At 61.1% G+C, this 19966-nt stretch carries 17 protein-coding genes; 6 read left to right on the top strand and 11 right to left on the bottom strand.

Annotated elements, in window-relative coordinates:
• Positions 1–82 precede the first annotated feature (82 nt).
• Positions 83–1582 carry a MocR-like pyridoxine biosynthesis transcription factor PdxR gene (pdxR, locus tag ACR52_RS10355; protein WP_048723668.1) on the top strand — a complete coding sequence of 500 codons (1500 nt, stop codon included), beginning with the start codon at positions 83–85 and terminating at the stop codon, positions 1580–1582.
• 50 nt (positions 1583–1632) lie between these two features.
• On the opposite strand, the gene ACR52_RS10350 is transcribed toward pdxR, so the two are convergent.
• Positions 1633–3609: a methyl-accepting chemotaxis protein gene (locus ACR52_RS10350; protein WP_048723666.1), complete on the bottom strand. Its 1977-nt coding sequence runs from the start codon at positions 3607–3609 to the stop codon at positions 1633–1635.
• 177 nt (positions 3610–3786) lie between these two features.
• On the bottom strand, positions 3787–4707 hold the full coding sequence (locus tag ACR52_RS10345; protein ID WP_048723665.1) for a LysR substrate-binding domain-containing protein: 921 nt from the start codon (positions 4705–4707) through the stop codon (positions 3787–3789).
• Between the two features lie 152 nt (positions 4708–4859).
• Here ACR52_RS10345 and ACR52_RS10340 point away from each other — a divergent pair, with 152 nt between their 5' ends.
• Complete coding sequence (locus ACR52_RS10340; protein WP_048723663.1) at positions 4860–6263, top strand: NorM family multidrug efflux MATE transporter; 1404 nt, start codon at positions 4860–4862, stop codon at positions 6261–6263.
• 84 nt (positions 6264–6347) lie between these two features.
• On the opposite strand, the gene ACR52_RS10335 is transcribed toward ACR52_RS10340, so the two are convergent.
• Positions 6348–8021 (bottom strand): putative bifunctional diguanylate cyclase/phosphodiesterase, encoded by a 1674-nt coding sequence (locus ACR52_RS10335; protein WP_048723661.1) that lies wholly within the window; start codon positions 8019–8021, stop codon positions 6348–6350.
• Positions 8022–8288: 267 nt separating this feature from the next.
• On the opposite strand from ACR52_RS10335, the gene rep reads away from it, so the two are divergent.
• On the top strand, positions 8289–10298 hold the full coding sequence (gene rep, locus ACR52_RS10330) for a DNA helicase Rep (RefSeq protein ID WP_048723660.1): 2010 nt from the start codon (positions 8289–8291) through the stop codon (positions 10296–10298).
• Positions 10299–10357: 59 nt separating this feature from the next.
• Positions 10358–10930 carry a xanthine phosphoribosyltransferase gene (locus tag ACR52_RS10325; RefSeq protein ID WP_048723657.1) on the top strand — a complete coding sequence of 191 codons (573 nt, stop codon included), beginning with the start codon at positions 10358–10360 and terminating at the stop codon, positions 10928–10930.
• Between the two features lie 114 nt (positions 10931–11044).
• Here the strand turns inward: ACR52_RS10325 and ACR52_RS10320 are convergent, their stop codons facing one another.
• The 6 genes from ACR52_RS10320 to dadA form a co-directional block, all read right to left on the bottom strand.
• Positions 11045–12967 (bottom strand): acetyl-CoA hydrolase/transferase C-terminal domain-containing protein, encoded by a 1923-nt coding sequence (locus ACR52_RS10320; protein WP_048723655.1) that lies wholly within the window; start codon positions 12965–12967, stop codon positions 11045–11047.
• Between the two features lie 137 nt (positions 12968–13104).
• Entirely contained in the window at positions 13105–13518 is a 414-nt protein-coding gene (locus ACR52_RS10315) for a c-type cytochrome (RefSeq protein WP_048723653.1), read from the bottom strand.
• Between the two features lie 181 nt (positions 13519–13699).
• Positions 13700–14248 (bottom strand): cupin domain-containing protein, encoded by a 549-nt coding sequence (locus tag ACR52_RS10310; protein ID WP_048723650.1) that lies wholly within the window; start codon positions 14246–14248, stop codon positions 13700–13702.
• Between the two features lie 116 nt (positions 14249–14364).
• The gene (alr, locus tag ACR52_RS10305; RefSeq protein ID WP_048723648.1) at positions 14365–15438 is read right to left on the bottom strand and encodes an alanine racemase; all 1074 of its coding nucleotides are present in this window, start codon (positions 15436–15438) and stop codon (positions 14365–14367) included.
• 79 nt (positions 15439–15517) lie between these two features.
• Positions 15518–15871 carry a RidA family protein gene (locus ACR52_RS10300; protein WP_048723646.1) on the bottom strand — a complete coding sequence of 118 codons (354 nt, stop codon included), beginning with the start codon at positions 15869–15871 and terminating at the stop codon, positions 15518–15520.
• The gene (dadA, locus tag ACR52_RS10295) at positions 15843–17144 is read right to left on the bottom strand and encodes a D-amino acid dehydrogenase (RefSeq protein WP_048723644.1); all 1302 of its coding nucleotides are present in this window, start codon (positions 17142–17144) and stop codon (positions 15843–15845) included. Before dadA ends, ACR52_RS10300 begins: the two co-directional genes overlap by 29 nt.
• A 156-nt stretch (positions 17145–17300) precedes the next feature.
• Here dadA and ACR52_RS10290 point away from each other — a divergent pair, with 156 nt between their 5' ends.
• Positions 17301–17789, top strand: a complete 489-nt coding sequence (locus ACR52_RS10290; RefSeq protein ID WP_003176896.1) for an Lrp/AsnC ligand binding domain-containing protein — start codon at positions 17301–17303, stop codon at positions 17787–17789.
• Between the two features lie 128 nt (positions 17790–17917).
• On the opposite strand, the gene ACR52_RS10285 is transcribed toward ACR52_RS10290, so the two are convergent.
• Positions 17918–18271 (bottom strand): YkgJ family cysteine cluster protein, encoded by a 354-nt coding sequence (locus ACR52_RS10285; protein ID WP_048723641.1) that lies wholly within the window; start codon positions 18269–18271, stop codon positions 17918–17920.
• A 115-nt stretch (positions 18272–18386) separates the two neighbouring features.
• Between ACR52_RS10285 and ACR52_RS10280 the strand changes: the two genes are divergently transcribed.
• On the top strand, positions 18387–19679 hold the full coding sequence (locus tag ACR52_RS10280; protein ID WP_048723639.1) for an NAD(P)/FAD-dependent oxidoreductase: 1293 nt from the start codon (positions 18387–18389) through the stop codon (positions 19677–19679).
• Here the strand turns inward: ACR52_RS10280 and ACR52_RS10275 are convergent, their stop codons facing one another.
• A complete protein-coding gene (locus ACR52_RS10275) occupies positions 19680–19904 on the bottom strand; it encodes a DUF1127 domain-containing protein (protein ID WP_048723637.1) in 225 nt (74 codons plus the stop codon).
• Positions 19905–19966 lie beyond the last annotated feature (62 nt).

Genomic DNA, 19966 nt, shown 5'->3' with positions numbered 1-19966 from the left:
AAAAAGCCTGGGACACAGGGCCAAGCCTACGGCTAGACTGGCCTGCTGTTACAGACCAATTCCTCCAAATGGGGCAGACCGCATGGCGAAAACCTTCGAGCTGGAAACGCTGCAGATGCGGCTCAACGAGGCTGAGTTTCAACTGCTGGATCTGCACCAGCGCATTCAGCGCGCACTGCGTGCCCTTATCCTCGACGGAGCGCTTACGCCCGGCCTGAAGCTACCCGCGACGCGAGTACTGGCCAAGTCATTGGGGATTGCCCGCGATACGGTGGAGAACGCCTACGTGCAGTTGCACCGCGATGGTTTTATCGTACGGCGTGAGGGCTCCGGCAGTTATGTGTGCGAGGCCGTAGGTGCCGAATTGCGCGGCGCCTCCCGCCGACGCATCAAGGCGCAGGAAGTCAAAAGCAGCCAGGCGATAACCGGCGCCGGCTTGAGCCAGCGGGGGCGGATGATCCTCGACAGCGGTGGCGTGTGCGACCAACAGGTGATCAAGGCATTCGCCACTGGCCTGCCCGAAACCCGGTCCTTCCCGACCGACGTCTGGGAGCGCCTGCAACGCCAGGTGATGAAAGACTATCGCAGCAGCGTGCTATTGCACGGCGACCCGCAAGGGGCCGAGCCGCTACGCAACGCCATCGCCACCTACTTGAACCTCGAACGTGGGGCCAAGTGCTCCCCCGATCAGGTCGTGGTGCTGAGCAGTACTCGGCAGGCCCTGTTTCTGTGTGCGCAGTTGCTGGTGGACGTCGGCAAACCGATCCTGCTGGAGAATCCGGGTTACTTTGGCGCCAGGAAAGCCTTTGAAACCGCCGAGACCAAGGTAGTGCCCATCGATGTCGATGATCAGGGCATACGCACCGACTTGCTACACGCCGACCGCAGCGGCGCCAATTGCGTGTATGTCACGCCCTCTCATCAATACCCGACCGGCGCCACGTTGACGCTGGAACGGCGCCTTGAATTGATCAACTGGGCCGCGGAAAAAGGCAAATGGATCATCGAGGATGACTACGACAGCGAGTTTCACTACGACGGCAAACCCACTGCCTGCGTGCAGGGCCTGGACAAGTATCAGCGCACGCTTTACATCGGCACCTTCAGCAAGACCCTCTACCCCGGCCTGCGCATGGGCTACATGGTGCTGCCCCATGAACTGACCAAAGCCTTCACCTACGCCCGCAGCATGATGGACGGCCACACGCCGCAAATCCTGCAACTGACACTGGCGCGCTTTATGGAGGACGGTCACTACAATGCCCATGTACGCGCGATGCGCAAACTGTACGCCGGGCGCCAAGCCATCACGCTCGACGCCATCGGCAAGCACCTGGGTGATGTCGTTACGGCATGCCGGCCGCAGGGAGGGCTGCAAATTCCTTGTGTGTTGCACGATGGCTGGTCGGAAGAAAAAACCATCCGCCAGGCCGCCAGCGCAGGCGTGCAACTGTCCGGCCTCAGCCGGCTGTATGCCGGTGACGAAAAGAAACAGGGCTGGCTATTGGGCTACTCGTCCTTGACCGCTCATGAAATCGAAACCGCCATGCTGCGCTTGGCAAACGCGCTCAAAACCCGCTAGACCATGGGCCGCAGGGCGCCTGCTCAGTAGCATGCGCCCTTGTGTCGCTTTCAGCGAAACCGGTCTACTTCATGCCGCAAGCCTGCAGCCAGGGTCTCCAGCTCCTTGGCGGTAATCGCCAGGTTCGACACCACTTCACGCTGCTCGCTGTTGGCCAGCGCAATGCTCTGCAAGTTGCTACTCAGCAAGGTCGCGGTGCTGCTCTGCTCCTGGGTAGCGGTGGTGATTGCGGCGAATTGCTGACCGGCCGAGCGGCTTTGCTCGTCGATACGCGCCAGGGCCGAGGCCACGTCGGCGTTACGCGACAGGCCTTCCTGCATCAGCACGTTGCCTTGCTCCATGGTGCTGATGGCGTTGCCGGTTTCCTGCTGAATGCTTTGGATCATCCCGGAAATTTCATCGGTCGCCTGACGGGTGCGCGACGCCAGGTTGCGCACTTCATCCGCCACCACGGCAAAGCCTCGGCCTTGCTCACCGGCCCGTGCGGCTTCAATAGCGGCGTTCAGCGCCAGCAAGTTGGTCTGTTCGGCGATCGAGGTGATCACGCCGACGATCCCGCCGATTTCCTGGGAGCGCTGGCCCAGGGTATTGATCACCGCGGCCGTGCTGTTCAACGAGGTGGCGATGTGTTCCAGGGACGACGACGCGTCTTGCATCGAGGTGCGGCCGATACGGGTCTGCTGGGCGTTTTCCTGGGCCAGGCGCTCGGTAGCGCCCATGTTGTCGGCGATGTTCAGCGAGGTGGCGCTGAACTCTTCCACCGCACCGGCCATGCTGGTGATTTCGCCGGATTGCTGCTCCATGCCTTCATAGGCACCCCCGGACAAACCGGACAACGCCTGGGCACGGCTGTTGACCTCTTCGGCCGCCTTGCGGATATGCGAGACCATGGTCGACAGCGCTTCACCCATCTGGTTGAAGCTGCGGGCCAACTGGCCAATTTCGTCATGGCTGGACACGTTGAGGCGCGCGCTCAGGTCACCCGCGCCCAAGGCTTCGGCCTGGCGCACCAGGTCGCTCAATGGCGCCAGTTTGCTGCGCAACAGCCACACGGTGGCGCCCACCGCCAGCAACATCGCCAGCACGCTGCCGATCACCAGGCGGATGCCGACCGCCCAAGTCACGGAGCGAATCTCGGCCTTGGGCATGCTCGCCACCACCGCCCACGGCCCGCCTTCAAACGGCACCGAGACGCTGTAGAAGTCTTCGTTCTTGTCGCTCCAGAAGCGGCCTTTGCCGGGCTTTTTAGCCAGGTCGAGCATCACCGGGATCGACTGATCCAGCGCCTGCACGCCCGCCGGCGGTACCAGCCAGCGTTTCTGTTCGTCCAACAGGGCAAGGGAGCCGGTCTGGCCGATGCGGAAGCGCTTGAGGTTTTCGAACTGTGTGTTCTGGGCGTCGGTGTAGTCAAAACCGATGAACAGTACGGCGATGACTTTACCGCTGCTGTCACGTACCGGGCTGTACTGGGTCATGTAGGAACGGTCGAACAATACGGCCCGACCGATATAGGTCTGCCCACCGACCACGCGCTGGTAAGCCGGGCCCTGGCGGTCAAGCACAGTGCCGATGGCTCGGTTGCCATCCTGCTTGGTCAAGGAGGTGCTGATGCGGATGAAGTCGTCGCCGCTGCGCACGAATACCGTGGCCACGCCGCCGGACATCTGCTTGAACTCATCCACTTCATCGAAGTTGTTGTTCAGCGCCTCACTGCCCAGGTACAGGCTGGGCGTCTGCACACCGGCCACCGTCACGGGTTGGTCCGCGTGCACACTCAAACCCGCGCCGAAGCGCTTTTCAAACAGCCCGCTCAAACGCTGAGTACTCTCGCGCAAGGTGCTGTGGAAGGTATTGAGTTGGTCGGCGAGCAGGCGCGCCTCGCTGGCCAGGTGTTCTTCCCGGGTGTCGAGGTTGGCGGAGTCGAGGGAACGCAAGGCGAAAACAGTGCTGCCACTGATGACGACAGCCAAAATTGCGGCTAATGCGAGGCCTAACTGCGAGGCAATCCGGGCGCGAGGTTGAGACATGAAAGCTCCTGGCCGAGGCCAGGATCATCCTGATCTCATAGCGTTGCTCGGCGAATTATCTGGTGGGAAACGTTGGTGCACGTTGGTTCCAACACACCTGCTTCGGCGGGGTTTGCCAATACTTGAGCTATTCGCAGAGGTATCACGCAAACGATTGCCGAACAGCGCTGAACAGATTCAATCGAGACGCTCTACCGCAGGCAATACCATGGCCTGCACTTCGCTTTGCAGAAAGTCGGCCAATCGGCGCAAACGCTCACCGCCAGGGCGGGTTTTCGGCCACACCAGGTAGTAATTTTCCCCGCTGGCCACAGCGGTTGGCCACGGCAGGCTCAGCCGTCCCTGGGCCACGTCTTCGGCCACCATCAGCAGATCGCCCATGGACACGCCGTAGCCCCGCGCGGCGGCAATCATGCCCAACTCCAGGGTATCGAACACCTGCCCGCCCTTGAGTGACACCTGTGACGACAGCCCCATGCGCTCCAGCCAATTGCGCCAGTCGCGGCGATCAGGCGTGGGGTGCAGCAGTTCGGCGCTCGCCAGGCGGTTGACGTCCCACGGGCCGTCACTCAGCAGGTTCGGGGCGCCTACCGGGATCAGCAGCTCCGGGAACAGGTAACTGGCCTCCCAATCCGCCGGAAAGTGCCCGTAGCTCAGTAACACCGCGCAATCGAAAGGCTCCTGGTTGAAGTCCACTTCATCCACGCTCATCCACGCGCTGGTCAGTTGCACCTCGTTGCCCGGCTTTAACGCCCGGAAGCGACTGAGTCGTGCCAGCAACCAGCGCATGGTCAAGGTGGACGGCGCCTTCATGCGCAGAATGTCGTCCTCGGCGTTCAGGGTATGGCAGGCCCGCTCCAACGCAGCGAACCCCTCGCGCACACCGGGCAATAGAAGGCGCGCGGCTTCGGTGAGTTGCAGGTTGCGGCCGCTGCGCTGGAACAGACGGCAGGCAAAATGCTCTTCGAGGGTGCGAATATGCCGGCTGACCGCGCTTTGCGTAATCGAAAGCTCCTCCGCCGCACGGGTGAAAGAGTTGTGCCGGGAAGCCGCTTCAAATGCACGCAGGGCATAAAGCGGAGGAAGACGACGAGACATTGGGAAAGCTCCGACAGCGCAATGCTGAAACCCTACCAGAATCAAACCAGCATGAGTTTTAATCATGCGAACGATCGCTTTTATCCCTTTGTGCAATGCGCTGAGAGCGCCGAGAATCAACCCTTCCCCAACCCTCTGACTTTTTGAGCGTGATGATCATGCAGCATCCGGCACGTACCGAACTCTGGGCCATTCTGCGGCTGTCAGGACCGTTGATTGCCTCACAGTTGGCACACATGCTGATGGTGCTGACCGACACCCTGATGATGGCCCGCCTGAGCCCCGAAGCCTTGGCCGGTGGCGGCCTGGGCGCGGCGAGTTATTCGTTCGTGGCGATTTTCTGCATCGGCGTGATTGCCGCCGTGGGCACCCTGGTTGCGATCCGTCATGGCGCGGGCGACATCGAAGGCGCCACCCGCCTGACCCAGGCCGGGCTTTGGCTGGCCTGGCTGATGGCGTTCGCAGCGGCCTTGTTGCTGTGGAACCTCAAGCCGGTACTGCTGATGTTTGGCCAGACCGAAACCAACGTGCACTCGGCGGGGCAATTCCTGACGATGCTGCCGTTCGCCCTGCCCGGCTACCTGAGTTTCATGGCCTTGCGCGGCTTCACCAGCGCCATCGGCAAGGCCACTCCGGTGATGGTCATCAGCCTCGCCGGCACGGTGATCAATTACCTGCTCAACCATGCGCTGATCGAAGGCATGTTCGGTCTGCCGAAACTCGGTTTGATGGGCATCGGCCTGGTCACGGCGATTGTCGCCAACAGCATGGCGCTGGCGTTGATGTGGTACATCCGCAGTAACCGGGCCTATGCGGCATATCCGCTCAGTACTGGCCTGCTGCGTCTCAACACCCAGTATCTGCGCGAGCTGTGGCGCCTGGGCCTGCCGATTGGCGGCACTTATGCAGTGGAAGTCGGGCTGTTCGCCTTTGCAGCGCTGTGCATGGGGACCATGGGCAGTACGCAATTGGCGGCGCATCAGATCGCGCTGCAAATCGTCTCGGTGGCGTTCATGGTGCCGGCGGGGATGTCGTACGCGGTGACCATGCGCATCGGCCAGCATTACGGCGCCGGGCAGTTGCTGCAGGCGCGCATGGCCGGTCGTGTTGGTATCAGCTTTGGCGCCACGGTGATGTTAGGATTTGCCGTCGTGTTCTGGTTGTTTTCCGACCCGCTGATCGGCCTGTTCCTCGACCATAACGACCCGGCCTTCCACGACGTGATCGTGCTGGCCGTCAGCTTGTTGGCCGTCGCGGCCTGGTTCGAACTGTTCGATGGCGTGCAGACCATCGCCATGGGCTGCATCCGTGGCCTCAAAGACGCCAAGACTACCTTCCTGGTGGGGCTCGGTTGCTACTGGCTGATCGGCGCGCCATCCGCCTGGTTGATGGCCTTCACCTTGGGTTGGGGGCCGACTGGCGTGTGGTGGGGCCTGGCGCTGGGCCTGGCTTGCGCGGCAGTGAGCCTGACCTGGGCGTTTGAAGCGAAGATGAAGCGGATGATTCGCCAGGAGCCTGAAACTCAAAGCGCATTCCGAGTTGCGCAAACGGAGTAAGGGCCTTACTCGGCCAAAAACTGTGGGAGGAGCAAGCCGAATCGTCGCACCGCCCCTCCCACATTTCTAATTGGGTTTGCAACGCTAGATTGCGCAACCCGTCAGGCCTTGCTGACCTTTGCCAAACGTCAGGTATTCCACCAACTCCGGCAAGGGCAGCGGCTTGCTGATCAAGTAACCCTGGGCCTGATCGCAGCCGAACAACCTCAGCAGCGCCAGCTGTTCCGCAGTTTCCACCCCCTCGGCCACCACTTCCAGGTTGAGGTTGTGGGCCAGATTGATCATGGCGTGGACCAGCTTGCGGTTCTCTTCGCGCTCTTCCATACCGCCGACAAAGCTCTTGTCGATCTTCAACAAGGCAATCGGCAGGCTGTTGAGGTGCACGAACGATGAAAAACCGGTGCCGAAGTCATCCAGGGAAAACCGTACGCCGAGACGACCGAGCGCATCCATGGTCTGCTTGACCAAGTCACTGCGGCGCATCACGGCGGTTTCAGTCAGCTCGAACTCCAGCCATTGCGCGTCCACACCCCGCTCGGCGATCAGGCGGCTGAGCGTCGTGAGCAACTGGCTGTCCTGGAACTGGCGAAACGACAGGTTAACCGCCATGTGCAACGGCGGCAGACCGCGTTCGCGCAGGTCTTGCATGTCGCGCAGGGCCCGGGAAATCACCCAGTACCCCAACGGCACAATCAGGCCGCTCTGTTCGGCGAGGGGCACGAACTCGCTGGGCGGCAACAGGCCGCGCTCGCCGTGACGCCAGCGCACCAGGGCTTCCAGGCCGACGATATGCCCATCGTCCAGGTCCAGGCGCGGCTGGTAATGCAGCTCCAGCTCATCGCGACGCAACGCACGGCGCAGCTCACTTTCCAGGTCGGCCAGGCTGCGCGCGTTGCGGTTGATGCGTTCGTTGAAGATGTGAAAGGTGCAGCCCTGGGTGCTCTTGGCTTGCTGCATGGCGATGTGGGCGTGCCACATCAGTGGGTCGGCGCCGGCACGGGCGCGGGCATGTGCCACGCCAAGGCTGCAGCCGATCAGCAGGCTTTCGCCGTCCACCCAGTAGGGTTCGGACATGGCTTCGGTGATGCGTTCGGCCATCCACTCGGCACGCTGAGGTGCGCGGCGGGTGTCGATCAGCAAAGCAAATTCATCACTGCCCAGGCGCGCCAATTGGTCGCCGGCTTCGAGCTGGCTCTTGAGCCGCGAGACCACTTGCAGGATCAGCCGGTCGCCGGCCTGGTGGCCAAGGGCATCGTTGGCGTGGCGGAAGTTATCGAGGTCGAGGTGGCCGAGGGCCAAACCGCGCCCTTCATTTTCAGCCAGCCGCGCCGTCAGCAACGTCTGGAAGCCCTGGCGGTTGGCGATACCGGTAAGCGGGTCCTGCTCGGCCAGGCGTTGCAGGGTATTTTCCAGCACGCCGCGCTCACGCACATGGCGCAGACAGCGGCGTAAAGTGTCGGCGTCCAATACGTCAAGGACCAGCCAGTCACTGACGCCCAGCGGTGAAACCAGCGGCTCCTGCTCCAGCAGCAACACGCACGGCAAGCTGCAACGGCCAGCGCCGGGCTGCAGGCTGGGCGTGGTCAACAGCACGGCATTGTGGTCGTCATCGAACAGACGACTCACCGAGTCCCAGTTGGGCGCGCTGATCAGCACAGCCCCATCGCCCATCGGCGCCAGGCACTCGCGCAACAACGCTGCCCACGCTGGCTCATCGGCCAGTAGCAGCAAACGCAAGGGTTCGACAGGCGTAGACAAGCTAGCTCCCTAGACTCTGCAAAATTTCGTTGGCGGCGGGCATTATGACGCGCGACCTGATGGTGACCAATGATAGGGGTTATCAAATACGCAAGCTGTAAACATTAGTCATAGCTAATCACATTAAGCCCCCCACATCCTGCGGCAAAGTATCAAAACCGGCAAATTTAGATCGAGTGGTACGTCACACCGTCGATCCAAGGCAGCAGAATCTTGCCAGCCTGTTAAAATGCCCGCCCTTTTGAACAACGACTCCCTGAACTCTGTATGTCCCGACTCAATCCCCGGCAGCAAGAAGCCGTGAACTACGTCGGCGGCCCTCTATTGGTGCTCGCCGGTGCAGGTTCCGGCAAGACCAGCGTGATCACCCGCAAGATCGCGCACCTGATCCAGAGCTGCGGCATCCGCGCTCAGTACATCGTCGCCATGACCTTTACCAACAAGGCGGCGCGGGAAATGAAAGAGCGTGTCGGCACCCTGCTCAAGGGTGGCGAAGGCCGCGGCCTCACGGTGTGTACCTTCCACAACCTGGGGCTGAACATCATCCGCAAGGAGCATGTGCGGCTGGGCTACAAGCCGGGCTTCTCGATCTTCGACGAGACCGACGTCAAGGCGCTGATGACCGACATCATGCAGAAGGAATACGCGGGCGACGACGGCGTCGACGAGATCAAGAACATGATCGGCTCGTGGAAAAACGAGCTGATCCTGCCCGCCGAAGCCCTGGAAGCCGCGCGCAACCCCAAGGAACAGACCGCCGCCATCGTCTACACCCACTACCAGCGCACGCTCAAGGCGTTCAACGCGGTGGACTTCGACGACCTGATCCTGCTGCCAGTCAAACTGTTCCAGGAACACAAAGATATCCTCGAAAAGTGGCAGAACAAGGTGCGCTACCTGCTGGTGGACGAATACCAGGACACCAACGCCAGCCAATATTTGCTGGTGAAGTTGCTGATCGGTACGCGCAACCAGTTCACCGTGGTAGGCGACGACGACCAGTCGATCTACGCCTGGCGTGGCGCCCGCCCGGAAAACCTGATGCTGCTCAAGGATGACTACCCGTCCCTGAAAGTGGTGATGCTGGAGCAGAACTACCGCTCCACCAGCCGCATCCTGCGCTGCGCCAACGTGCTGATCTCGAACAACCCTCACGAGTTTGAAAAACAACTGTGGAGTGAGATGGGCCACGGCGATGAGATCCGCGTGATCCGCTGCCGCAACGAAGACGCCGAAGCCGAGCGCGTGGCCGTCGAATTGCTGACCCTGCACCTGCGTACCGACAGGCCCTACAGCGATTTTGCGATCCTGTATCGCGGTAACTATCAGGCCAAGCTGATCGAGCTAAAGCTGCAGCACCACCAGATTCCGTATCGCTTATCGGGAGGCAACAGCTTTTTCGGACGCCAGGAAGTGAAAGACCTGATGGCCTACTTCCGGCTGATCGTGAACCCGGACGACGACAACGCCTTCCTGCGGGTGATCAACGTGCCGCGACGTGAAATCGGCTCGACCACCCTGGAAAAACTCGGCAACTACGCCACCGAACGCAAGATTTCGATGTACGCCGCCACCGACGAAATCGGCCTGGGCGAACACCTGGACACGCGCTTCACCGATCGCCTGGCGCGCTTCAAGCGCTTCATGGACAAGGTGCGCGAGCAATGCTCCGGCGAAGACCCGATCAGCGCCCTGCGCAGCATGGTCATGGACATCGACTATGAAAACTGGCTGCGCACCAACAGTTCCAGCGACAAGGCTGCGGATTACCGCATGGGCAACGTCTGGTTCCTGATCGAAGCGCTGAAGAACACCCTGGAAAAAGACGAAGACGGCGAGATGACCGTCGAAGACGCCATCGGCAAGCTGGTGCTGCGCGACATGCTCGAGCGCCAGCAGGAAGAGGAAGACGGCGCCGAAGGTGTGCAAATGATGACCTTGCATGCGTCCAAGGGCCTGGAATTCCCCTACGTGTTCATCATGGGCATGGAAGAGGAAATCCTCCCGCACCGTTCCAGCATTGAAGCCGACACCATCGAAGAAGAACGGCGCCTGGCCTACGTGGGCATTACGCGCGCGCGTCAGACCCTGGCCTTCACCTTCGCCGCCAAGCGCAAGCAATACGGTGAAATCATCGATTGTGCCCCCAGCCGGTTCCTCGACGAACTGCCGCCGGACGATCTGGCCTGGGAAGGCAATGACGACACGCCGACCGAGGTGAAGGCCGTTCGCGGCAACACCGCCCTGGCGGATATACGCGCGATGTTAAAGCGCTAGAATCGACTACTTTTTAATCTACTTTTCGGCGCACAGCGCGCCATTAGAGGAAGCTTTCCGTGGAAGCACTGCACAAGAAAATTCGCGAAGAAGGCATCGTGCTTTCCGATCAGGTACTCAAGGTTGACGCCTTTTTGAACCACCAGATCGACCCGGCGCTGATGAAACTGATCGGCGACGAGTTCGCCGCGCTGTTCAAGGATTCGGGGATCACCAAGATCGTCACCATCGAAGCCTCGGGTATCGCCCCGGCGATCATGACCGGCCTGAACCTCGGCGTGCCGGTGATCTTCGCCCGCAAGCAGCAGTCCCTGACCCTGACCGAAAACCTGCTGTCGGCGACGGTGTATTCCTTCACCAAGAAGGTGGAAAGCACCGTGGCGATCTCGCCGCGCCACCTGACCAGCAGCGACCGTGTGCTGATCATTGATGACTTTTTGGCCAACGGTAAGGCGTCCCAGGCGCTGATCTCGATCATCAAGCAGGCCGGCGCGACCGTTGCCGGCTTGGGGATTGTGATCGAGAAGTCGTTCCAGGGCGGGCGTGCCGAACTGGATGCGCAGGGTTATCGGGTTGAGTCGCTGGCGCGCGTACAGTCGCTGGCCGGTGGCGTGGTTACCTTCATCGAATAACCCCCAATGTGGGAGGGGGCTTGCTCCCGATAGCTGAGTGTCAGTCACTGATGTGTTGACTGATACACCGCTATCGGGAGCAAGCCCCCTCCCACATTTGATGGGTGTCGTTTGTCAATGCGCTGTGGATTGGAGTCCGGCGAGCAGCAAGCGCTGATACAGGTCTTCCTTCAAACCCTCCGGCTTATCCAACCGCATCCGTTTCAGATGCTCGGGAAACGCACCCGGCTCCGGTGCATCCAACGCAGCCTTGCCCAACTCCAGCATCTCCGTCAGCTTGAATTTGCTCTTCAGCCAGTTCAACGCCCGCAACAAATCCCGCTCCTCATCCGTGAAGTCACTGCCCAGCGGATACTCCGGAAACAACCGTCGATGCCGTGCCTGAATGCCCTGGAGGCGCTCCGGCGTGTTATCGGCAAAACGCGGGTCCAGCTGGAAATCCTTGGGTAACTTGCCGGCTTTTTGCGCCTGCTCGATCAGGTCATCCTGGAAGCGCGAATCGGTGATATTGAGCAACGCCTCAATCACTTTGGCATCCGTCTGCCCGCGCAAATCGGCAATCCCGTACTCAGTGATGACGATATCCCGCAGGTGCCGTGGAATGGTGCAGTGGCCGTACTCCCAGACGATAGTGGAACTGACCTCCCCCGCTGCTTCGCGCCAGCTGCGCAGGATCAGGATCGAACGCGCGCCTTCCAGCGCATGCCCCTGGGCAACAAAATTGTATTGCCCGCCCACTCCGCTGAGCACGCCACCGCCTTCCAGCTGATCAGCCACACCGGCGCCGAGCAACGTCACTATGATCGCGCTGTTGATAAACCGCGCATCCAGGCGCTGCAAGCGCTTGAGGTCTTCCTGTCCGTACAGCTCGTTGATGTAGCTGATGCGGGTCATGTTGAATTCCAGGCGCTTGGTATGAGCCATTTCCTGCAAGCGCTGGTAAAAACTGCGTGGCCCCAGGAAGAAGCCGCCGTGGATTGAAACACCATCGGGCTGCGCTGCATCGTCGATCAGGCCGGCGTTGGCCTGCTCCTGTGTCGCCACATCCGGGTACACCTTGCGCCGCACAATCCCTGCATCTGCCAGCACCAGCAGGCCGTTGACGAACATTTCGCTGCAGCCGTAGAGGCCACGGGCGAAGGGCTCGACGCCGCCTTCACGGCTAATCAACGGCGCCCACTGGTACACATCGAGGTCGGTCAGCAGCAGTCGATAAGCCTCATTATCGGCCTGGCGCGCCAGCAAGGCGGCGGTCAGCGCATCGCCCATCGAACCGATGCCGATCTGCAGGGTGCCGCCATCGCGCACCAGGGTGCTTGCGTGAAGGCCGATAAAGTGGTCCTGGAAACCCACCGGCATATTCGGCGTGGAGAACAGTGTGGTGCTGTCCTTTTCATCGAGCAGGTAATCGAATGCGTCCATGCCCAACTCGGCGTCGCCGGGCATATAGGGCAAATCACTATGGACCTGGCCGACGATCAGGATGGTCTCCCCGGCATCGCGACGCTTGGCGATCATCGGCAACAGGTCGAGGGTGATGTCGGGGTTGCAGCTCAGGCTCAGGCGATCGGGATGTTCAGCGCTGCTCGCAACCAGCTGCGCCACCAGGTTCAGGCCGGCGGCATTGATATCGCGGGCGGCATGGCTGTAGTTGCTGCTGACGTAATCCTGCTGCGCCGACGTGCTGTGGAGCAGGCTGCCGGGCTGCATGAAGAACTGCTGTACGTGGATATTTTTTGGAAGGCTGTCTTTATGCAGGTCGGTGAGGAAATCCAGCTCGGGATAGTCGCCAAACACGCGCTCGATAAACGGTTCGAGAAAGCGTTTCTGCAAGCCATCGCCCAAGGGCGGGCGGCCCAGGCTCAACGCGGTATAGATCGTCAGCGCCCGCTCCGGCAACTTGGCGATGCGCCGGTACAAGGCATTGGCAAACAGGTTGGGTTTGCCCAGGCCCAGCGGCATGCCCATGTGGATATGCGCCGGTAGCCGCGCCAGTACGTCGTCAACTGCTTGCTCGATTGAACACAACTGCACCATCCGACCCTCCTGAACATTCCATGATTAGGGGTTGGACCGAGCTTGCCGGGTCTTTGCTGCAATGAACAGCCTCGAAACACAAATCTCAGGCACAAAAAAGCCGCTCGTAAGCGGCTTTTTTGACGAAGATCGGCGGGTTAAAGGCCGGACATCTTCTTGATAGCGCCCTTCAGGTCGTCATCCGAGCAATCAGCACACGTGCCCTTTGGCGGCATGGCGTTGATACCCGTGATCGCCTTGGCCAGGATGCCGTCGAGGCCGCCCTGGTGGTCGGCGCGTTCTTTCCAGGCGGCGGTGTCGCCGACTTTCGGCGCGCCCAACAGGCCGGTGCCGTGACAGGCATTGCAGTGTTTGGCGATGATCTCGTCCGGTGTTTTCGCTCCGCCGCCGCCGCCCGCTGCTACGGCGACTTCCATGCCTTTGCACTCCTGGCCCTGGACGCATACCTGGCCCACAGGCTCCAGGCGTTTGGCAATGTCATCATTGGTCGCAGCTTGAGCGCTGACAGCCCATAGGGCCAGTACGGTTGCTGGTACAGCCAGCATTTTCATAATTAGGTTCACGCGTTCACCCTCAATGGTGGCTATTCACGCCTGCGGCCACGGTTTCGCAGGCGGCGAAAGTATAACGGTTAGCCCGCCTGGCTGAAACAACCCTATTAAATAAAGGGAGATTCAGTCTCGCGGAATACTGCTCGGGTGTCTCTGCAACGCTGGCAGGACGCCTCTATTCTTAAAAGTTCGCGGGTGTGGCTGCGCTGATTAGTCGCGCCGGCACATCGAACGGATTGCGAAAACGATGAGGCTTGGTGCTTTCAAAGTAGTAGCTATCGCCGGTTTCGAGCACAAAAGTTTCAAGACCGACCACCAATTCCAAACGGCCTTCCACCAAAATCCCGGTTTCCTCGCCTTCGTGGGTGAGCATTTCTTCGCCGGTGTCGGCGCCAGGCGGGTAGATTTCGTTGAGAAACGCGATTGCCCGGCTGGGGTGCGCGCGGCCCACCAGCTTCATGGTCACGGCGCCGTCAGAGATGTCGATCAGCTCATTGGCTTTATAGACGATCTGCGTCGGTATTTCCTGGAGGATCTCCTCGGAAAAGAACTCGACCATCGACATAGGGATGCCGCCCAGCACCTTGCGCAAGGAGCTGATGGAGGGGCTGACACTGTTTTTTTCGATCATCGAAATGGTGCTGTTGGTGACACCCGCACGCTTGGCGAGCTCGCGCTGGGAAAGACCCTTCAGTTTACGGATGGATTGCAGTCGTTCGCCGACGTCCAATGCAGGTGCCTCCTAGGATTCAGGCTTTGTTGTAATTGAGCGTTATCATGGCGACAGCGTTCAGTATTTACAACACTTGGGCCTAAATCCCAGGCAGCTGCGTTCGTCTGTGGCAATCAAGCGCCGGAATAGAGCCTTGGCACCCGGCGCAGGTTGCAGAATATCTGGTAGGGAATGGTCTCGGCGGCCGTCGCGACATCACTGGCAAGGATGTTTTGGCCCCACAGCTCCACGGTGGAACCGAGGCCCGCCTGAGGGATGTCGGTGAGGTCGACGCACAGCATGTCCATGGACACACGCCCCAGCAGTTGGCTGCGTTGGCCTGCCACCAGCACCGGCGTGCCGGTCGGCGCGTGGCGGGGATAGCCGTCGGCATAACCCATGGCAACCACGCCGATGCGCATCGGTTTGGGCGTGATGAACTTGGCGCCGTAGCCCACCGGCTCACCGACCGGCAGTTCGCGTACGCAGATGACTTTTGATTCCAGGGTCATCACCGGCTGCAAACGCGCAGCAATGGCCTGATCCTCGCCAAACGGCGTGGCGCCGTAGAGCATGATCCCGGGGCGCACCCAGTCGCTCGAAACACTCGGCCAGCCCATCACCGACGGCGAGTTGCGCAGGCTGACCTCGGCTGACAAACCCTGGCGCGCCGCTTCAAACACCGCCACTTGCTCGTTGCTGCTCACGCAGTCCAGCTCATCGGCGCGGGCGAAGTGGCTCATCAGCACGATCTTCGCCACTTTGCCGCTGGCCAGCAGGCGCTGGTACGCCTCGTGGTAATCCTTGGGGTGCAGGCCGACGCGATGCATGCCCGAATCGAGCTTGAGCCACACGGTCAGCGGGCTGCTCAGCTTCGCCTGTTCAATCGCCTCCAACTGCCACAACGAATGCACCACACACCAGAAGTCATGCTCGATGATCAGCGGCAGCTCGTCGGCTTCGAAAAACCCTTCCAGCAGCAGCACCGGCGCGCGGATACCGGCGGCACGCAGTTCCAGCGCTTCCTCGATGCAGGCCACGGCAAAGCCGTCGGCTTCGGCTTCCAGCGCCTGGGCCACACGCACGGCACCATGCCCGTAGGCGTCGGCCTTGACCACTGCAAGGGCTTTGGCCCCGGTGACGTCACGGGCCAATTGGTAGTTGTGACGCAGGGCTTGGAGGTCGATCAGGGCACGGGCAGGACGCATGGCGGCAGGCTTCTAGGCGGCAGAGTGAAGAAAAACCGGCGCCGACCAACAGCGTCGGCACCGGGAGAGGGATCGTTGTTTAAGGCAGCGCGGCCACGACGGACAGCTCTACCAGAATTTCCGGTTCGCACAGCTTCGCTTCAACCGTGGCACGGGCCGGGGCGACGCCTTTGGGCAGCCACTTGTCCCACACCGCGTTCATGCCGGCGAAATCGGCGTCGATGTCTTTCAGATAAATCGTCACCGACAGCAGTTTGCTCTTGTCTGTACCGGCGAGGTCCAGCAGCCGTTCGATATTGGCCAGGGCTTCACGGGTCTGCTGTTCAATCCCGGCGTTCATGTCGTCGCCGACTTGCCCGGCCAGGTACACGGTACCGCTGTGGACAACGATCTGGCTCATGCGCTCATTGGTGAGCTGGCGTTGGATTGACATGTTGTGCGGACTCCTGGTGGTTGCCATAACGGGAAATATCGAGGCCTTCGGCGCTGATTTGTGGCGTCCTTGAAGCCATCAGGTCGGCCAGCAAGCGGCCGGAGCCACAGGCCATGGTCCAGCCGAGCGTGCCGTGACCGGTGTTCAGGAACAAGTTCTTGAACGGGGTGGCACCGACAATCGGCGTGCCGTCGGGGGTGGTCGGGCGCAGGCCGGTCCAGAATGTGGCTTCGGTCAGATCGCCGCCCTGAGGATAAAGGTCGTTGACGATCATCTCCAGGGTTTCACGCCGACGCGGGTTCAGCGACAGGTCAAAACCGGCTATTTCAGCCATGCCACCGACGCGGATGCGATCGTCGAAACGGGTGATCGCAACCTTGTAGGTCTCGTCGAGAATAGTCGAGGTCGGCGCCATCGCCGGGTTAGTGATTGGCACCGTCAGGGAATAACCCTTGAGCGGGTACACCGGCGCTTTTATCCCCAGCGGCTTGAGCAACTTCGGCGAGTAACTGCCGAGGGCCAGCACGTAGCGGTCGGCGGTTTCCAGCTTGCCGTCGATCCACACGCCGTTGATGCGATCACCGGCATAGTCGAGGCGCTGGATGTCCTGTTCGAAACGGAACTCCACGCCTAACTGCTTGCACATATCGGCCAGGCGAGTGGTGAACATCTGACAATCGCCGGTCTGGTCGTTCGGCAGGCGCAGAGCGCCGGCGAGGATATCGGTGACGCTGGCCAGGGCGGGTTCAACGCGGGCGATGCCGGCGCGGTCGAGCAATTCGAACGGCACGCCGGACTCTTTCAGCACGGCGATGTCTTTGGCGGCACCATCGAGTTGGGCCTGGGTGCGGAACAGCTGCGTGGTACCGAGGCTGCGGCCTTCGTAGGCAATACCGGTTTCAGCACGCAGTTCGTCAAGGCAGTCGCGGCTGTACTCGGACAGACGCACCATGCGCTCCTTGTTCACCGCATAGCGGCTGGCGGTGCAGTTGCGCAGCATCTGCGCCATCCACAGGTATTGATCGATATCGGCCGTGGCTTTGATCGCCAGTGGCGCGTGGCGTTGCAGCAGCCACTTGATGGCCTTGAGCGGCACACCCGGCGCGGCCCATGGCGACGCATAGCCAGGGGAAACCTGGCCGGCGTTGGCGAAACTGGTCTCCATGGCAGCCGCCGGCTGACGGTCGACCACGACCACCTCAAACCCGGCCCGCGCCAAATAGTACGCACTGGTCACACCAATGACGCCGCTACCCAAGACCAGAACGCGCATTTTTATATCCTCATCGCGGGCTTGGCCGCTGACGTGTGTTGTTCGAGCAATGATGTACGCAGTATAAAAAGCAATCGCCAGTGCATTTCACTATATAAGTGCCTATATTTGGCGACAGTTCTCGGCAAAAACCCTTTTCACAGAGGCGTATCCCCTATGCGTACCAACACCCAGACCAAGCGGGAGCTGGACAAGATCGACCGCAACATCCTGCGCATCCTGCAAACCGACGGGCGTATCTCGTTCACCGAGCTTGGGGAAAAGGTCGGGCTGTCGACCACGCCGTGTACCGAGCGGGTGCGTCGCCTGGAGCGCGAAGGGATCATCATGGGCTACAACGCGCGGCTCAATCCACAGCATTTGAAGGGGAGTTTGCTGGTATTTGTCGAGATCAGCCTGGATTACAAATCCGGCGACACCTTTGAAGAATTCCGCCGCGCCGTGCTGAAACTGCCCCATGTGCTGGAGTGTCACCTGGTGTCCGGGGACTTCGATTACCTGGTGAAAGCGCGGATTTCCGAGATGGCGTCGTACCGTAAATTGCTCGGCGATATCCTGCTCAAACTGCCCCATGTGCGGGAGTCCAAGAGCTATATCGTGATGGAAGAGGTGAAGGAAAGCCTGAACCTGCCGATCCCGGACTAACTGACACAACTCAGTCAAATGTGGGAGGGGGCTTGCTCCCGATTGCAGTCTGTCAGTAACCAGGCGTACTGACTGATCCACTGCCATCGGGAGCAAGCCCCCTCCCACATTTTGACCGAGTACGCCTGCTAGACCAGCACCTGCCGGGTGCTCGCCATGTACTCGTGAATCTGCTTTTCCACTCGCGGGTGGATCAGTTCTACGGGGCCTCGCCCGTTGGGGCACGGCAAGGTCTTTGTGGTGCCGAAAAGCCGACAGATCAACGGCCGCTCGCCATACACCGTGCAACCGTTGGGGCCAAGGTGCACGCAGTTCAGCTCGTCCATGGCCGCATCCTGCTCGGCAGCGGTCTTGCGGGGCAGGCGCGACATTTCCTCGGGCGAAGTGGTCACTGGCCCACAGCAGTCGTGGCAACCGGGGACGCACTCGAACGAAGGAATCTGTCGGCGCAGCGCACTGATTTTCTGACTGTTGCAACTCATCGAAACACGTACCAAACGGCGAATAGGCGTGGATTCTGCCGCAAAAGGCCGCGATGAGACAGCTTCGTCCGACCGCTGTATCCTGCGTCAAATTTTCCAAACAGGGATGCTCCCCATGACTGCCAGCGCCCGGCACACCGCTTCCTACTACGCCGCAAGCAGCGTGCCGCAACCCGATTACCCGGCGTTGACGGGCGATGTGAGCGCCGACGTGTGCGTGATCGGCGGCGGTTTTTCCGGGCTCAACACCGCCCTGGAGCTGGCCGAGCGCGGCTTCAGCGTGGTGCTGCTGGAAGCGCGCAAGATCGCCTGGGGCGCCAGCGGGCGTAATGGCGGCCAGTTGATTCGCGGCGTCGGCCATGGCCTGGACCAGTTCGCTAATGTGATCGGCAGCGACGGCGTGCACCAGATGAAGCTGATGGGCCTGGAAGCCGTGGAGATCGTGCGCGAGCGTGTCGAGCGCTTCCAGATCCCCTGCGACCTGACCTGGGGTTACTGCGACCTCGCCAACAAACCCCACGACCTGCAGGGGCTGGCCGAAGACGCCGAAGAACTGCGCAGCCTTGGCTACCGCCACGAAGTACGCCTGTTGCAAGCCAACGAGATGAGCAGCGTGATCGGCTCCGACCGCTATGTGGGCGGCATGATCGACATGGGCTCGGGCCACCTGCACCCGCTGAACCTGGCCCTTGGCGAGGCAGCCGCCGCGCAAAAATTGGGCGTGAAGCTGTTCGAGCAATCCGAAGTTACGCGCATCGACTACGGCCCCGAGGTCAACGTACACACCGCGCACGGTCATGTGCGCGCCAAGACCCTGGTGCTGGCCTGCAATGCCTATCTCAATGGCCTGAACCCGCAGCTAAGCGGCAAAGTACTGCCCGCCGGCAGCTACATCATCGCCACCGAACCCTTGACCGAAGCCCAGGCCGCCAACCTGCTGCCACAGAACATGGCGGTGTGTGATCAGCGTGTGACGGTGGATTACTTCCGGTTGTCCGCCGACCGCCGCCTGTTGTTCGGCGGTGCCTGCCACTATTCGGGGCGCGATCCCCAGGACATCGGCGCCTACATGCGGCCGAAGATGTTGCAGGTATTCCCACAGCTGGCCGACGTGAAGATCGACTACCAGTGGGGTGGCATGATCGGCATCGGCGCCAACCGTCTGCCGCAGATTGGCCGTTTGCCGGATCAACCCAACGTGTATTACGCCCAGGCCTACGCGGGCCACGGCCTCAACGCCACGCACCTGGCGGGCAAACTGTTGGCCGAAGCCATCAGCGGCCAGCAGCAGGGGCGCTTCGATCTGTTCGCCCAGGTGCCACACATCACCTTCCCCGGCGGCAAACACCTGCGTTCGCCGCTGCTGGCGCTGGGGATGCTCTGGCACCGCCTCAAAGAGCTGGTGTGATCAATCGCGCCAGAACGGCTTCAAGCCCTCCTGGCGCGCCTGCTCTGCGGTCAGCCCGATGTCCTGAAGCTGCTCACGCGTGAGGTTCAGCAACGCCTTGCGGGTGTGGCGACGATGCCAGAACAGGCTCCAGCGGTCGCCAGCGGGCGCTGACATTGCCCGCCCCTGCGCCGCTTCCAGTTCCTGACTGTGTAACGTCAGCCGCACATCGCTCATGCCGTTCATTTTGCTGCCCCTCATTTGCCTGTTGCCATGAGTGACTAGAATGGACGAGTGGGCAAAACCAT

This window comes from Pseudomonas fildesensis, assembly GCF_001050345.1.
Taxonomy (GTDB): domain Bacteria; phylum Pseudomonadota; class Gammaproteobacteria; order Pseudomonadales; family Pseudomonadaceae; genus Aquipseudomonas; species Aquipseudomonas fildesensis.
The sequence above is the reverse complement of the archived record's forward strand: the minus strand, read 5'-3'. Positions and strand labels throughout refer to the sequence as shown.